Origin of the sequence: Cellulosimicrobium sp. Marseille-Q4280, from assembly GCF_943181405.1 — a bacterium.
GTDB lineage: Bacteria > Actinomycetota > Actinomycetes > Actinomycetales > Cellulomonadaceae > Cellulosimicrobium.
Genome location: NZ_CALPBY010000004.1, coordinates 217586 through 233116 on the forward strand (window position 1 = coordinate 217586; position 15531 = coordinate 233116).

The window sequence follows — 15531 nt, forward strand, 5'->3', positions numbered from 1 at the left end:
GAAACTAGGGCGTTTCACTTTCGAAAGTAGTTGCGCTCAGTAGGGTGCCGTCGGGTGCGAGCGCCTCGACCGCGACGTACGCCGCGCCGTCGGGCACGGGGGCGAGCGCCGTCTCGAAGCCGTCGCGCGGCGCCTCGGCGACCGTCGCGGCGTCCTCCGCGGAGGACCCGGCGACGAGGCGCCACGAGGCGACCTCCGTCGCGCCGTTCCAGCTCGCGTACGCGGTCCCGCCCTCGACGACCACGGCCGGCGGCTCGGCGGGCGAGCCCACCCAGTCGTCGAACCGGTACGAGCGGTACGACTCGCCCGCTTCGAGCGGCATCTCGCGCACGAGCGTGCCGTCCGTCGTGTACTCGCTCGTGAGCTGCGCGTCGCCCCACCCGATCACGACGTTCCCGTCCGCGAGCACCTGGAGGTTGCCCTGGCTCCCGGCGAGCATCTCCGGGTCGGAGGGCAGCCACTCCTGCGCGACCGTCGCCGTCATCGCGTCGGTGTCGACGTCGAGCCGCAGGCCGCGCGAGCGCTCGCCGACCGGCGGGTTCGCCTGGTTGTCGAACAGCGTGAGGGTGCCGTCGTCGTGCAGCTGCGCGTCGTGCTGCCACGCGAACTGCGCGCCCGTCCCGTCGTCGGCGCCCTCCATCGCGAAGTCGCTCGACGTGCCGCCGAGGACCCACTCGACGTCCCCGGACTCGCGGTCGACCCGGTAGACGGCGTGCGTGTTGCGCGCCGAGAGCAGGAGGTCGCCGTCCGGGGTGAGCGTGGCGCTGTTGACGTGGAACCAGTCGAACGGGTCGTCCTCGGAGCCCTTGGGGGCGTCCGGGTCGGCGTCGGGAGCGGCCTTGGTGTCGGTCATCTCGACGTGGTCGGAAGCGCGCCACTCGAACAGCACCTCGCCGCTCTCGACGTCGACCTCCTGCACGACGTTCTCCCACGCCCAGCCGTCCTCGTCGCCGCCCACCGGGGTGAGGTCCGTGGGCTCGGCGACGTAGGCGAGCAGGAGCATCGTGCCGTCGGGCGTGATCGTCGCGTCGTGCATGTCCGCGTTACCGGGCCCGACGTCGCCGCCCGTCGTCACGCGCGCGATCTCCGTGTACGACGTGTCGAGGACCACGATGTCGCCGAACCCGTGCCCGACGAAGTCCGACTGCCCGACGTAGTACGTGATGACCGGCTTGCCGTCGAGCTCCTGGACCCGGACGTCGTACGCGGCGGTGTCGTCGGGGGCGATCCACACCGGCTCGCCCTGGGCGTCGACGAACAGCGGCCCCTTCTTCGGCGCCTCGCTCTTCTTCGGCCCGAGGACGTACAGGGCGTCGTCGTCCTCGGCCGGTGCCGCCGGGCCGCGCGTCACCGGGAGCACGGGCGCGACGAGCTCGGTCGAGCGGAAGCGGTGCGCCGCGGGCCGTGCCTCCTGGGCGGCCGACTCCTCCGCCGTCGGGACGGACGGCGGAGGGGACGGGTCGCGGCCCTCCTCGGGGCCGGTGCAGGCGCTCGCGACGAGAGCCGTCGCGGCGACGGTGGCGGTCAGGGTGACGAGGTGGCGGGTCCTGCGGTGCATCCTCCGAGCGTCGCGCACCGACCTGTGAGTCGCCAGGCAGCCGGTCCTGTGCGGTCAGGTCGGGCCGGCCTGCTCGGCGAGCCGGCCCGACCGGAGGAGCGCTACCAGGCCGCGTTGCGCGCGAGCTCGAGCGCGACGTCCTGCCACCACTGCCCGGCGGGCGGGCCGCCGTTGCACGACCCGTCGCTCTCGCCGGGGAGCTTGACCCACAGGAGCGCGTCGAGGTGCGTCGCGTCGTCGACCGCGGTCGGCCGCTCGCCGAGCGCCCGACCGCGCGGGTTGCACCACTCGCCGTTGGACCCGTTGCCGTTGCGCGACGTGTCGACGACGAACGGCGCGCCCCCGAGCAGCGCCGAGACCTGCTCGCCGTACGCCCGGGACTCGGCCGTCGTGCGGTAGTTCGACGTGTTGAGCGCGAACCCGACCGCGTCGTCGAGGCCGACCTGCCGCAGGCGTGCCGCGGTCTCCGACGCGCTGAGCCAGGCCGAGTGGCCGGCGTCGACGTAGACCCGGGCGCCCGCGTCGGTGAGGATCCGGGCGGCGTCGCGCAGCATCCCGACCCGGTCGCCCTGTCCGGAGCAGTCGCCGAGCTGGGCGAGCGCGTCCGGCTCGAGGACCACCCACGGCTCGCCGACGATGCCCGACGCCACGGTCTGGACCCAGCTCCGGTACGCCGCCTCGGCGGTGCCGCCGCCCGAGTGCGAGCCGCAGTCGCGGCCGGGGATCGCGTAGATCGTGAGCAGCGGCGTCGCGCCCTCGGCGGCGGCCGCCCCGGTGAACGCCGCGACCTTCGCGCGCGACACCTGCGCGTCGGGGTCCGTGACCCACGACGACTGCGGCGTGAGCGCGATCTTCGCGAGCAGGGCCTTGTCGGTACCCGACGCGGACTGCCACGCCTCCCAGGCCTGGGACGTCTCGTCGACGTGGAACGTCACGTCGCCCGGCTGCTCGGTCGGTTCCTCGGTCGGTTCCTCGGTGGGGTCGGGATCGGGATCGGGGTCGGGCGGCGGGCCGCCGTCGCCGCACACGACGCCGTCGAGCGTGAAGTCCGTGGGCACGACCGGGGCCGACACGGCCGTGCCCACGAAGCCGAAGGACGCGCTGCCGCCCGTGGCGAGCTGCCCGTTCCAGCCCACGTCACCCACCCTGACGTGGGCGCCGTCACGCGCGAGCGCGCCGTTCCAGAGCTGGCTGATCCCTTCGCCGGCGGGGACGTCCCACGCGAGCTCCCACCCGGAGCGCGCGGGGCCGAGGTTGGTCACCGTCACCGCGGCCTGGAACCCGCCGCCCCACGAGCTCGTGACGCGGTAGTCCACGGCGCACGCGCCGGGCGCGGCCGCGGCGCTGCTCGCGAGGCCGGTGCCGATCGCCGCCGTGGCCGTGAGCGCGGTGACGGTCGCGACGACGGCTGCGAGCGTCGTCGTCCGGGGTCCGCGGCGGGTCGCGCGAAGAGTGGGTCTCATGATCAAGGCTCCGTCGCCTCGGGGTCAGGACGTCGCCACCGTAGGCACCCGCGGCGCGCCCCCACAGTCCCGAAACGTTTCAGATCCGGGAAGGCGGAGCCCGTCTGCTGCCGAACACGACCTGAGGGTCGCTCTGTGACGGATGACGACCCTCAGGTCGTGCTCGACCGGTCCTGACGTCGTGGTCGGCATCGGTGCATCGAACAGCTATAGCGTTGTCGCGAGGGTATGCTCGCCGACATGGCATCGAAGCCCCTCCAGGAACCCGCGTTCCTCATCCTGTCCGCGCTCGCGCGCGAGCCGCTGCACGGGTACGGCATCGCGCAAGACGTCGAGTCGAGCTCCGACGGTCGCATCACGCTGCGCGCCGGGACGCTCTACGGCGCGATCGACCGACTTGTCGCAGGCGGGCTCGTCGAGGTCGACCACGAGGAGGTCGTCGACTCGCGGCTGCGCCGCTACTACCGCCTCACCGTCGAGGGTGGTGACCGCCTCGACGCCGAGGCCCGGCGCGCCGAGGCGCAGGCGCAGCGTGCGCTCGAACGCCTCGGTGCCCGACGGCGCGCGGCGGGCCTCGCCGGCTCTCTCGCCTCCGCACGTCCTGGGGCACGCGGCGTCACCGGCATCGCCGACGGCGGGGCGGTGCCGGCATGAGCGGCGTCGATCCCGCGGGCACCGCCCCGGGCCCGACCGGTGCGGGCCAGGCCGTTCCCGGCGCGGTCGCTTCGAGTCCGGCTGGTGGGCAATTGGCTGGATCAGGCCCGACGCCGCCGCTCGCCGAGGTCCTGCCTGTCGCCCCGGTCCTCGTCCGGGACTACCGCCGCCTGCTCCGTCTCTTCCCGTACACGTACCGCCGCGCTCACGAGGCGGAGATGCTCGGGCACCTGCTCGACGGCGCGGCGCCCGGCCAGGCACGCCCGTCCCCGGCAGAGCGGCGGGACCTGCTCCGTGCTGCGGTCCGCGAGTGGCTGTTCGCCCCGCTCGGCTCGACGGCGCGGCAGCGCCGCGACGGGAGCGCGCTGCTGCTCGTCGTGCTCATGCTGCTGCTCGCGGTCCAGGCCGCGCGTGAGCTGTCCGCCGCGATGCTGTTCCTCGGCAGCGAGAGTCGTCACGAGGCCCTGCGGATCGCGGACGAACCGTTCTGGATCGGGGTGAACGCCCTGATCTCGGTCCCGCTCGCCCCCGCGTGGCTCGCGTGGGGGCTCTGCGTCGGCGCGCTCGCCCTCGGGCTCTCGAGGACGGGGGCGGCGCTCGCCGTCGTCGCGACGATCGCCGGAGCCGTCGCGGTCGGGGGCCTCATCTCGGCCGAGCGGGTGTACCTGGGGTACGTGAGCGCCGGCTGGGTCGTCGCTCTCGCCGCCTTCGCGCTCGTCGTCGCTGACCGCGCGCGCCTGGATGTGCGCGTGATGACGCTTCGCACCGTCGCCGTGACGATGTGCTCGGCCGCCGTCGCGGTCAGCCTCCACGCTCTCGCCGCGCCGACCGGTGACAGTCTCTGGGCGAGCTCGATCCTCGTGGGAAACGTCTCCTGGACGCTCCAGGGCCTGCTCCGCCCCACGTTCGTCGTGCTCTGTGCCTTGCTCCTGTGGGATCGCACGCGCCAGTCGGTCCCCACGCTCACCGGAGTCGCCACCGCGCTGCTCCTCGGCCGCGAGCCGTTCTTCTGGTCGGAGGGCCTCTGGATAGAGCCCGTCCACCTCGGAGACGTCCTTGCGCTGCTCGGGTTCTCGCTCGCCGCGACAGCGGCCACCCGGTGGGTCGTCAACCGGCTCGACGAGCTGCAGGACGCCCGGGCCTCGCACCGCGCCCTGCTCGCCGCGGCGGGCGGGTTCGCGGACCCGCGCGCGCGACGCCCCGGCGAGCCGACCGCCGTCTGACGCTGCGGCGTCGGGCACCGTCCCCCGGTGCGACGGCACCGCTGCCGAGCACGACTTTGCACGCTGCCGAACACGACCTGAGGGCCGCTATCCGACGGATAGCGACCCTCAGGTCGTGTTCGGCGAGGGGCCCGCGGTCGGCGCCGGGCCGGGTCAGGCCAGGTAGTCGGCGACCAGCTGCTCGGCGAGGCCGGTGTACGTCGCGGGGGTGAGGTCGGCGAGGCGGCGCGCGACGTCGTCGGGCAGGCCGAGGCCTGCGACGAACTCGCGGAGCCGGGCCGCGTCGACGCGCTGGCCGCGCGTGAGGTCCTTGAGCCGCTCGTAGGGGTTCTCCATGCCGGGCACGCCCGCGACCGACGCCGCGCGCATCGCCGACTGGATCGGCTCGCCGAGCACCTCCCAGTTCTCGTCGAGGTCCGCCGCCATGAGATCGGCGTTCGCGGCGAGGGCCTTGAGGCCGCGGCGCACGTTGTCGATCGCGAGCAGCGAGTGGCCGAACGCGGGGCCGATGTTGCGCTGCGTCGTCGAGTCCGTGAGGTCGCGCTGCAGGCGCGAGGTGACGAGCGTCGCGCCGAGCGTGTCGAGCAGCGCGCACGAGATCTCGAGGTTCGCCTCGGCGTTCTCGAACCGGATCGGGTTGACCTTGTGCGGCATGGTCGACGAGCCGGTCGCGCCCGGCACGGGGATCTGCGTGAAGAACCCGAGCGAGATGTACGTCCACACGTCCGTCGACAGGTTGTGGAGGACGCGGTTGAAGCGCGCGACGTCGGCGTACAGCTCGGCCTGCCAGTCGTGCGACTCGATCTGCGTGGTGAGCGGGTTCCAGGTCAGCCCCAGGCCCTCGACGAACGCGCGCGAGACCGTGGGCCAGTCGACGCCCGGCACGGCGACGGTGTGCGCGCCGTAGGTGCCTGTCGCGCCGTTGAGCTTGCCGAGGTACTCGGCCGCGCCGATGCGGCGGAGCTGGCGGCGCAGGCGGTGTGCGAGGACCGCCAGCTCCTTGCCGAGCGTCGACGGCGTGGCGGGCTGGCCGTGGGTGCGGGAGAGCAGCGGCACGGCCGCGAGCTCGCGCGCCATGTCGGCGAGCTGGTCGACGAGCGCGGTCGCGGCCGGCAGCCAGACGTCGACGACCGCGCCGCGCACCATGAGCGCGTACGACAGGTTGTTGACGTCCTCGCTCGTGCACGCGAAGTGGACGAGCTCCCCGACGCCGGGCAGGACGGTGTCCGCGCCGAGCGCCTCAGGGGCGGCGGTCAGACGGCGCTTGACGAAGTACTCGACGGCCTTGACGTCGTGCACCGTCTCGCGCTCGATCGCGGCAAGCTCCGCGACCTCGTCCGCGCCGAACGTCGCGGGGATCCGGCGGAGGTACGCGACCTCCGCGTCGGAGAGCTGCGGGGCGCCCGGCACCACGGGGCCGTCCGTCACGCCCGGTACGCCGTTGCACAGCGTGACCAGCCACTCCACCTCGACGTGGACGCGCTCGCGGTTGAGCGCGGCCTCGCTCAGGTGGTCGACGAGCGGGGCGACGGCGCCGCGGTAGCGGCCGTCGAGCGGTCCGAGCGCGATCGGCGGCGTGACGTCGGCGAGGGACGTGCGGGCAGGGGCGGCTGCGGCAGGGTTCTCGGGCACGCCCCTGATTCTCCCACGCGTGCCCGACGGCGACCCGCGCCTCCCGAGGGGCGGTCACCCGGCGACGCGGGGCTGGCCCGGTCGTCCGAAGCCTCGCACCACCGGCCGGAGAGGTGACGCCTGGCCGTGCACAGGCCCGGCCCTCGACGGTCCCGTCCACAGCGGGAACGGAACACGTGGGGACGGTGTCGTCGACCTTCCTAGTCTCCGACTCATGCACAGCACGGACCACGCACCCCCGACCTGCCAGGTGTCCCCGTACGGGCCGCTCGTCGACCCGACCCCGGCGCTGCGCGCGGCCGGGGAGGACGTCGGGTCCACCCGCTGGCGGGTGGGAGCCGCGACGACCCTGGACTGGGCGGGTCCTGCCGCGGACGGCTATCGACAGGCCCTCGACGACGCGGTCGCTCGCGCCGTCGCGGCCGGGCTGCTGGTCGACGACGCGGTCACGGCCGCCGACCGGTACCTCCGTGCGCTCGACCTGGAGCACGAGCAGGCCGTCGTCGCCGCACGGAGCGTCGGGTGAGCGGCTCCACCGACCCCACGGCGACGGTCGTGGTGACGGGCGGGCCGGTGACGGCCGTCGACACGGAGCAGATCCTCGGCCAGGCGACGGTGGTCCGGTCGGCGGCGGACCTGGTCCGCTCCGCGCGCGAACGGTGCCGCGACGCGCGCGAGAGCCTGCGGTCGGCGCCGTGGCGGTGGGCCGTGACCGTCGGCGGGCTCGGAGCGGGACCGCAGCTCAGCGCGCACCCGGTCGCGGCACCCGGCAGCACGAGCGCCCGCGAGCGGGACGCGGCGCTCGGAGCCGTCGACGCGCTGGACGCGGCACTCGGCGAGCTGGAGCGTCTCCTCGACGGCGTCGGGGTGCGCATGGCCAAGGCGTCGGGCACCTACGTCAGGGCCGAGGCCGAGGCCTGGCGTGTGCTCGGGGCGGTGGCGGACGTCCCGCTCGTCGGTCTGGAGGTCGCGCTCCTGGCGGGTCAGCTCGCGTTCCTCGAGGGCGTCCTCACCGGTGACGGCCTGCCGTGGGGCCGTCTCGTCACCGGGGGCGGCCCGCTGCACGAGAGGGCCGTCGCCTCGACCGGTGCGCTCCTCGGGCTGCTGGACCCCGACCGAGGGCTCCTCGAACGTCCGACCGTCGCCCACGGCGCCTCGGTCCTGCGACTGCTCTCGGAAGGCTGGCGAGGGCTCTTCCTCGACCGCGTCCACGTCGAGCGGCTGGGCTCGGAGCAGTCACCGGGTCCCGAGCTCATGCCGCCACCGCGCACGGCGCAGGACCTCCTGCGCCGCATCGACACGGTCTACGGCACGGGCGAGGGCAACCCCGTGCCCCACTCGGCGATCGCCCTGGAGAAGATCGTGCACGACGGCGGCCGCGCGACCTGGGTCGTGACGATCCCGGGCACGCAGCTCGGGCTGTCCAGCCTCGGTACGGCGTTCTCCATGACGTCCAACTACGACCTCATGGAGGGTGACGAGCTCTCGGGCAGCACCGTGGGGGGTCGGACGGCCGACAGCACGGCCCTCGTCCTCGCGGCGCTGGAGGACGCCGAGGTGGGCGCGGACGACGAGGTGGTGCTCGTCGGCCACAGCCAGGGCGGCATGGTGGCCGCGTCGGTGGCCGCGCTGACCGCGGGATCCGCCGCGACGGCGGCCTCGTCACCGTCCGGCACCTCCGCGCGCCCGAGACCATCCGGCCCGGTGCCGGAGACCGGAGGGCCACCGCGGTACCGCGTGACGCACGTGGTGACGGCAGGGGCGCCGGTGGGCGGGATGCCGCTGCCGCCAGGGGTGCTCGGGACGCACGTCGAGAACCGCCAGGAGGGTGTGTCGGGTCTCGACGGGCGCGGGAACCCGGCGACCACGAACCAGGTGACCGTGTCGCGCGACCTCGACCTGCTGACGGGGAACGAGACGCAGGGGATCCCGCACGGCGTCGGGCACCACGTGGACGCGCTGACCGACGCGCAGGGCATCGGGCACCCCGGGCTGAGGTCCCACCTCGACGCGCTCGAGGCGTCGTTGGACGGGAAGCGGGAGGAGGTCGCGTACTACCGCGGCACGCTCGTGCTCGATCCCGAGGCCGTGGCGGACCGGATGACGCCGCCCGGGACGCTCCTGCCCGATCCGTCGGACGTCCTCGGCCTCGGGCGTGGCGGGTCCGGTGCCGCGACGGTCGTCGCGCCGGGGCCGACGGAACCGTCGTCGGGGGCGCGGTGAGCGGGGACGGTCAGCGGTCCTTGCTCTTGGGCACGACGGCGGAGACGGCGAAGTTGATGAGGCCGATGATCAGGGCCGCGAGCAGCGCCCACCAGAACCCGCCGATGATCCGGATGCCCCAGTCGGTCTGCTCGGTGATCCACGCGGTGAGCATGAGCATGAGCGCGTTGACGACGAGCGAGAACAGGCCGAGCGTGAGGATGTACAGCGGGATCGACAGGATCTGCACGATCGGCTTGATGACCGCGTTGACGAGCGAGTACAGCAGCGCGACGACGAGGATGATGACGAGCTTCCCGCCGGCGGTGTCGGAGCCGACGATCTGGAAGTGGTCGTCGATGAACAGGCTCGTGAGCCAGATGGCGAGACCGGTGACGAGGACGCGGACGACGAAGCTCATACCCGGCATCCTGCCATCCGGTCGTCGCGCGCACGAGGTGGCCGGACGCCGTGGCGAGCGACGTCGTGGCGAGCGACGACGACGCGGCGTTCAGCCGCCGACGATCACGGTCGGGCATCCCGGGCCCACGACCTTCCCGCCGTGGACGGTGGTGTCGCCCACGCGTGCCGCGGCCAGGTTCCCGACCAGCACCGTGAGGCTGCCGACCGCGATCCCGTTCGGGGCGGGCGACACGCACACGACGCCGGCGCCGTTCGCGACGGCCGCAGGTCGCCCGCCGACGAGCACCGTCGGCACGCACGCGGCCGGCGTGACGGGACCGCCGACGTGAGGCTTGGGACCGTCGAACAGCGGGCACACGACCTGGTCGCCTGCGCAGGCTGCGGGTCCGGTCGGCATCTCAGGGCTGCGTCTCGGCGGCGGGGCTCTCGGCAGCGGGACTCTCCGCGGCCGCGGCGTCCGGGGTGAACATCGTCCCGCCGACGTACATCGAGGTGTCGCACGCCGTCGGAGCAGGGTCCAGGCCGAGCGGTGCGCCCGGCTGACGACACGTCACCTCCATCGTCAGGACGGAGCCGGCCTCGAACGTGAGGGGCGACTGGAAGTGGTAGTCGAGGTCGCGGAAGTTCTCGAGGGCGAAGTCGAGGAACACCTCGTCGTCCTGGGAGACGGTGAGGCGCCCGAAGTCGCCCTGCGGGTTCGACAGGATGATGTCGTCGATCGTGAGCGTCGAGCCCTCGGGCACCTCGAAGGGCACGGCGTCGGACTCCCCGGCGGCGGGCTCGACCTCGAGACGCTGCCGGACGGGCACCGACGTGCCGGACGGGGGGACGAACTCGGCGACGGCGTCCTCCGTGTCGGCGAGCGTCGTGCCGGCCTCGGTCGCGGCCACCTCGGCGTCCGACGCCGCGCCGGTCGCCTGCTGTGCCGCGCCGGCGGCTTCCTGGGCCGCCTCCTGCGCGGCTGCGGCCGCCTCCTGCGCCTGCGTGAGGTCGTCGCCGACGGCGGCCTGCGCGGCGGAGGTGATCGCCGGCTTGAGCAGCGTGAACCACAGCACGACGAGGAGCGCGAGGAGGGCGAGGAGCGCGAGGAGCGCCTTGAGGAACCACTTCGGGAGGACCGCGGTCTGGACGTGGGAGCCGTCCAGCGTGACGGGCACGGTGCTGTCCGCCTCGACCTGGACGACGAACGGCAGCGTCTTGTCGGGTCCGCGCCAGGTCGTCGCGCGCGGCCGGACCCGGACGTCGGTGAACGCAGCGGTCCCGGCGGCCACGACGAGCAGGGGCTGCTTGACCGTGAACCGGAGCTCGTCGGTGCCGTCGGCGCACGCGAGGAGCACCGAGACGGGCGCGTTGCCCCGGTTGTCGACGGCCACCTGGTGCTTCGCGCCGCGCCGGCCGTGCGTCGTGCGGGGGACCAGCTCCGCGGTCGTGTCGAGGAAGGGCAGCACCTCCACGACGCCCTCGGGCACGACCGTGTCGTCGGGGTGCTCGAGCGGGACGACGCGGACGCCGAACTGGAGGTCTCCGGCGGGCACCTCGGCGCTGCGCGGTGGACGGAACGTGAGCGTCGCCGTCGTGGCCGTGTCCGGGTAGAGGCCCTCGATGACCGCGGGCTCGACGACGGTCCAGTCCCCCGGGACCCCGAGGACCTCGATCCGGTACGCCTCGACGATCGCGCCGGTGTTGCGCACCGTCACGGGGACCGTGACCTCCTCGCCGGGGGTCAGCGCGATCCTCGTCGCGTCGAGGGTGGCCAGCGTTGCCATGCTCCCGACCGTAGGACTCGGCGGAACAGGCGCGCAGCACCGCGGGGGCGGCCGATGAGGCACGCGGACTGCCCGTTGAGTCCTTGATGAGTGCCCGGAGAGCGACCTGAGGACACTGGGTCGTCCCGGGCCACGGCCGGCCCGGAGGGCGGCGCGACGACGGGCAGGGGAGCAGGACGATGGGACGGATCACGGTGTCGGTGAGCGCGCAGGACCCGATCTCCGAGGGAGGCGTGGTCAGCGCGTTGCGCCCGCGACCCGAGGTGCGCGTCCTGGGTCACGACGAGGACGTGCGCGACGCGGAGGTCGCGCTGGTCGTCGCGGACCAGCTGGACGAGGAGGCGGTGCGCCTCGTGCGGGCGGTCCAGCGCAACGGTGGCGGCCGGGCCGTGCTCGTGGCGGGACGGCTCGACGAGAAGGACGTGGTCGCTGCGGTGGAGGCCGGCGTCGTCGGCATGGTGCGGCGCGGCGAGGCGACCCCCGACCGGCTGGTCACCGTGATCCGGGGCGCGGCGAGCGGGGAGGGCAGCATGCCCCCGGACCTGCTGGGCAAGCTGCTCGGCCAGGTCGGCTCGCTCCAGCGCCAGGTGCTGCAGCCCCGGGGCATCACGTTCGCGGGCCTCGCGACCCGGGAGGTGGAGGTGCTGCGGCTCATCGCCGACGGGTTCGACACGGCGGAGGTCGCGCGGCACCTCGCCTACTCGGAGCGGACGGTGAAGAACGTGCTGCACGACATCACGTCGCGGCTCCAGCTCCGCAACCGTGTGCACGCGGTCGCGTACGCGCTGCGCGAGGGGCTGATCTGACCAGCCCGTTGCCCGATCGGGCACGCGCCGCTGCACGTTCCGCGGGACGGGCGCGGGTGCCGTCGGCGCCCGTCGCGGTCCACGGTGGGCGTGGACCGCACCGTCTGCGTTGCCGGGCCGGGGAGGTGAGCGGTGGGGAAGGTCGCCACGGGCGTCGCGCTGCTCGCCGTCGTCGGGGTCCTCGGTGCCGGCGCGCTCGTTCCCGACGCCGCGGCGGGCCTGTCGCCGCGCGCCGCCGCCACAGAGCTCTCGGCCCTCCGCGCGGCGGTCGGAGACCTCCCGGACGCGCTCGCCGCGGAGCCGCGGGTCGCCTTCTCCCTCGGCTCGGACGGCCTCGCCGCGGTCGACATGACGTTCGGTCTGGAGCTGAACGGCAGCGCCGGGTACGTCGTCGACGACGCCGTGCTCGAGGACCCTGTGGAGGTCGAGCCGGGGCACCGCCACGAGGGCGAGTCGTCGTCCGCCGGCTCGGACGCCGGGGGAGAGGCGGCCCGGGCGTACGCGTTCGTCAGCACCCGGGCCGCGACGCAGGACCCCGACGTCTACGTCCGCGTCCCGCCGGTCGGCGCGACCGACGACGTGCCCGAGGCGGAGTGGGACACGATCCGGGTGACGTGCGACACCGCGCAGGAGACCCACCCCGTGCTCGCGTCGGACCTGACCCGCGTCGCCTACTCGACGGACGCCTCCGGCGACACCGAGATCGTCGTCGCGGACGCGCGCTCGGAGTGCGCCGGGGACGACGCCGTCGCCCTGGCGCCGGACGCCGACGCGGAGGACCTGTGGCCGTCCTGGGGGCCGGGCGACGCGAGCCTGTTCTTCTCGAGCACGCGCGACGACCCGCTCGGCGACCTGTACGCGGTCGGTCTCGAGCAGGGAGGGACGTCTGCGAGGGCGGCGGACGCTGCCACGGCAGTCGCGCGGGCGACGGGACCGCCGGTCCGGCTGACGGACGATGCCGGTGCCGACACGATGCCCGACGTCGTCGTGGACGCGCAGGGCAGCACGCTGGTGCTGTTCACGACCACCCGGTTCCGTCCTGGCGGTTCCGTCGCGTCGTTCTCGTTGCCGTACTTCTGGAGCCCTGGCGGCTCCGTGGAGCCGGGTGTGGTGTCCGACCCCTGGGCCGAGGCCGACGGGGCCGTCGACGGTCCCGCCGTCGGGCGCGAGCCGAGGGCACGGGTCGTGACGCTCGACGACGCGGGACCCGCGGTGCTGCTCGCCTACACGGCGACCGACGAGGGCTCGGGCCGGCCGTCGGCGTGGGTCGCCCTCCTGCGAGGTCAGGGCGGCGCGCTGGAGGTCGACGCGGCGTGGCGCGTCCCGTCCTCCGGGCAGGGTGGGTCGCACCCCGACTGGGTGACGGTCCGCCCGATGCAGGGCGGCTTCAGCTCGGAGCCGGAACAGGAGACGGTCCCCGGCAGCGCACGGCTCCGGTTCACGCAGCGGTCGGAGGAGCGGGTCGTCGCCGACGCACCCGCAGCCGGCTCCGGGACCGGTGACGCCGGGGTGCGGCAGCTGACCGGAGGCCCCGGAGCCGCCTCTCGGCTCGACGACGCCGGGCCGGCGTACGCACCCGACGGGGGACGGCTCGCGTTCAGCGCCCTTCTCCCGGGCGAGCCTCCGGACGGCCCGGACACGGCCCTGCGCGAGATCGCGGTGGTCGACCCCACGACGCGTGCCCTCTCGACCCTCGTGCCGAGGAGCCTGTACGGGATGGCGAACCCGGACTGGTCTCCTGACGGCGCCCGGGTGGCGTACTCGGGCATCCGCGGGTCGGAGGAGAGCATCGGCGTCGGGTGGGTGGACGTCGGGACGGGCGCCGAGGACTGGACCCGCGACGAGGGGAGCGGGGGGTGGGCACCGCTGCACCCCTCGTGGTCACCGGACGGCGAGTGGCTCGTCGCCGAGGCCGGACGGGTCGACGACGAGGACGACGTCACGCGGTACCTGGGCGTGCTCGAGCTCGCGTCGCGCACGTGGACCCCGTTGACCGTCGACGTCGTCGAGGACTGCTGGCGCTACACCGAGGACGTCCTGTGCGACGTCGCCTCCGAGGTGGTCCAGGGCCGGGAGCCGGCGTGGTCGCCCGACGGGACCCAGGTCGCGGTGGTCGACCTGCGGATCGGTGGCGTCGAGGTCGCGCCCGGCGGCATCTCGGTGCTGGACGTCGAGCCCGCCGACCTGACCGACGGTGACTCCGCTGACGACGTCCCTGTCGTCGTGGGTCTGCGCGCGCTGACGGGCTTCGACCACTCGGCGCTGGTCCGCACGACGCAGCCGCCCGTCCGGGAGGGTTCCGCCGAGCCCGACCCCGGGCCGACGCTCGCCCCCACGCCGAGCCGCGCGCGCGTCGCGCTGTCCGACGGACCCGCGTGGTCGACCGACGGCACGGAGGTCGTGTTCAGCGGTCAGCCGGCCGGCCGCCCCGACGACCGCGACCTGTACGCGGTCGCGCCGGACGGGTCGGGACTGCGGACCGTCCTCGACCTGCCTGCGGCCCTCACGGAGCCCGACGTGCAGCCCGTCGGGGACCTCTCCCTGCGGCTGACCGCGGACCCCGTCCGGCTCGACCTCGGCACGACGACCACGGTGACCGCGACGGTCACGAACACCGGTCGGACCGCTGCGGCGCCGACGGTCGTGCTGGTGCTGCCCCCTGGGCTCCGGCCCGGGGACCTGCCGCCCGGCTGCGTGGCGGAGCCCGGGACCGGTACAGGCTCGACGGTCGTGACGTGCACGACGCGGAACCTCGGGCCCGGCGACGAGACCCGGGTCGCGGTCCCGGTGGTCGCCGAGAGGTCGGGCGTGCTCGACGTCGTCGGCGCCGTGGTGAACCCCGGCCCCGAAGCGGACGTCGAGGACAACCTCCGGACCGTCTCGCTCACCGTGGCCGACCCCGATCCCGTGCCCGGCGGCGACGCCGACCTCTTCGCCGAGGTCGCCGTCTCGGCCCCGCGCGCGTGGGTGGGCGGTCGCCCGGTCGACGTCACCGTGACGGTACGCAACACGGGCACGGCGACGGCGACGGACGTCGTGCTCGTTGCGGAGCACCCCGCGGGGGTGTCGCCGTCGGACGCGGGGCCGACGGCCGCGCCGTCGGACGCGGGACCGACCGGCCTGCCGGCAGGCGGCGAGTGCCTGGGCGCGTGGGGGACCTGTCCGATCGCCGACCTGGCGCCCGGGGCCGAGGTCACGGTCGTGTCCGCCCTCGCGCCCGTCGGCCCGGCCGCGCGGGGCGCGGTGACCGTGACGGTCACGGGTCGCACCGGCACGCCGGACCCGTTCACGCCGCTGACCTCGCCGGTGCCGCTGCCCGCGCCGACGTCGGTGACGACGTCCGCGGGTCTCGAGGTGGTGCAGCCGTGGTTGCGGGTCCTGCCCGCCGTCGCCGCGCCGGGCGACGTCGTGCTCGCCTACGGCGAGGACTTCCCGCCCGGCGAGGACGCGGTGCTCACGTGGTCCGCGGGCATCACGTCCGCGTCCGGGCCGTACCGGGTCGGTCCGGACGGTCGGCTGAGCGTCCCCGTCCTCATCGTGCGCAACGACCTGCGGGGCGAGCGGTGGCTGCGTGTCACGAGCGGGGACCCGCCACCGCTGACGACCCCCCGGGTCGTCGACGCGTCCTCGTCCGACCCGTCCGCCGGACCCGTGCCGCCGTGCCCCGGACCGCCGGGCACCCCGTCCCCGTCCGAGCTCGCGCCGGGGACGTCCACGCCGGGCCCGGCGTGGTGCGAGGTGGACGGCGCCGTGCTCGTCGTGACGCCGACCGTCGCCGTGCCCGACACCCAGGAACGGAGGTGA

The 15531-nt window shown here is 74.7% G+C and carries 12 protein-coding genes; 6 read left to right on the forward strand and 6 right to left on the reverse strand.

The features are described from left to right. Nucleotides 1-4: 4 nt before the first annotated feature. Both NFS20_RS12345 and NFS20_RS12350 read right to left on the reverse strand, forming a co-directional pair. Nucleotides 5-1558 (reverse strand): arylsulfotransferase family protein, encoded by a 1554-nt coding sequence (locus NFS20_RS12345; protein ID WP_251152081.1) that lies wholly within the window; start codon nt 1556-1558, stop codon nt 5-7. 101 nt (nt 1559-1659) lie between these two features. Further along, entirely contained in the window at nt 1660-3021 is a 1362-nt protein-coding gene (locus tag NFS20_RS12350) for a glycoside hydrolase family 6 protein (RefSeq protein WP_251152082.1), read from the reverse strand. Between the two features lie 240 nt (nt 3022-3261). Between NFS20_RS12350 and NFS20_RS12355 the strand changes: the two genes are divergently transcribed. Further along, nucleotides 3262-3675: a PadR family transcriptional regulator gene (locus tag NFS20_RS12355; RefSeq protein ID WP_251152083.1), complete on the forward strand. Its 414-nt coding sequence runs from the start codon at nt 3262-3264 to the stop codon at nt 3673-3675. Continuing rightward, nucleotides 3672-4898: a hypothetical protein gene (locus NFS20_RS12360; protein WP_251152084.1), complete on the forward strand. Its 1227-nt coding sequence runs from the start codon at nt 3672-3674 to the stop codon at nt 4896-4898. The genes NFS20_RS12355 and NFS20_RS12360 overlap by 4 nt, the downstream gene beginning before the upstream one ends. Nucleotides 4899-5051: 153 nt before the next feature. On the opposite strand, the gene purB is transcribed toward NFS20_RS12360, so the two are convergent. Further along, a complete protein-coding gene (purB, locus tag NFS20_RS12365; RefSeq protein ID WP_251152085.1) occupies nt 5052-6530 on the reverse strand; it encodes an adenylosuccinate lyase in 1479 nt (492 codons plus the stop codon). A 214-nt stretch (nt 6531-6744) separates the two neighbouring features. Between purB and NFS20_RS12370 the strand changes: the two genes are divergently transcribed. Both NFS20_RS12370 and NFS20_RS12375 read left to right on the forward strand, forming a co-directional pair. Then, complete coding sequence (locus tag NFS20_RS12370; RefSeq protein WP_251152086.1) at nt 6745-7056, forward strand: hypothetical protein; 312 nt, start codon at nt 6745-6747, stop codon at nt 7054-7056. Continuing rightward, complete coding sequence (locus NFS20_RS12375) at nt 7053-8753, forward strand: hypothetical protein (RefSeq protein WP_251152087.1); 1701 nt, start codon at nt 7053-7055, stop codon at nt 8751-8753. Before NFS20_RS12370 ends, NFS20_RS12375 begins: the two co-directional genes overlap by 4 nt. A gap of 10 nt (nt 8754-8763) precedes the next feature. Here NFS20_RS12375 and NFS20_RS12380 read toward each other — a convergent pair whose 3' ends face one another. The 3 genes from NFS20_RS12380 to NFS20_RS12390 all read right to left on the reverse strand — a co-directional run bounded on the left by NFS20_RS12380 (nt 8764) and on the right by NFS20_RS12390 (nt 10921). After that, nucleotides 8764-9153 carry a phage holin family protein gene (locus tag NFS20_RS12380; RefSeq protein ID WP_251152088.1) on the reverse strand — a complete coding sequence of 130 codons (390 nt, stop codon included), beginning with the start codon at nt 9151-9153 and terminating at the stop codon, nt 8764-8766. Between the two features lie 90 nt (nt 9154-9243). Beyond that, the gene (locus NFS20_RS12385) at nt 9244-9552 is read right to left on the reverse strand and encodes a PAAR domain-containing protein (RefSeq protein ID WP_251152089.1); all 309 of its coding nucleotides are present in this window, start codon (nt 9550-9552) and stop codon (nt 9244-9246) included. 1 nt (nt 9553) lies between these two features. Next, the gene (locus NFS20_RS12390) at nt 9554-10921 is read right to left on the reverse strand and encodes a COG1470 family protein (RefSeq protein ID WP_251152090.1); all 1368 of its coding nucleotides are present in this window, start codon (nt 10919-10921) and stop codon (nt 9554-9556) included. A gap of 179 nt (nt 10922-11100) precedes the next feature. On the opposite strand from NFS20_RS12390, the gene NFS20_RS12395 reads away from it, so the two are divergent. Further along, the gene (locus NFS20_RS12395) at nt 11101-11727 is read left to right on the forward strand and encodes a helix-turn-helix transcriptional regulator (protein WP_251152091.1); all 627 of its coding nucleotides are present in this window, start codon (nt 11101-11103) and stop codon (nt 11725-11727) included. 132 nt (nt 11728-11859) lie between these two features. Next, nucleotides 11860-15531, forward strand: coding sequence for a hypothetical protein (locus NFS20_RS12400; RefSeq protein WP_251152092.1), 3672 nt, complete (start codon nt 11860-11862; stop codon nt 15529-15531).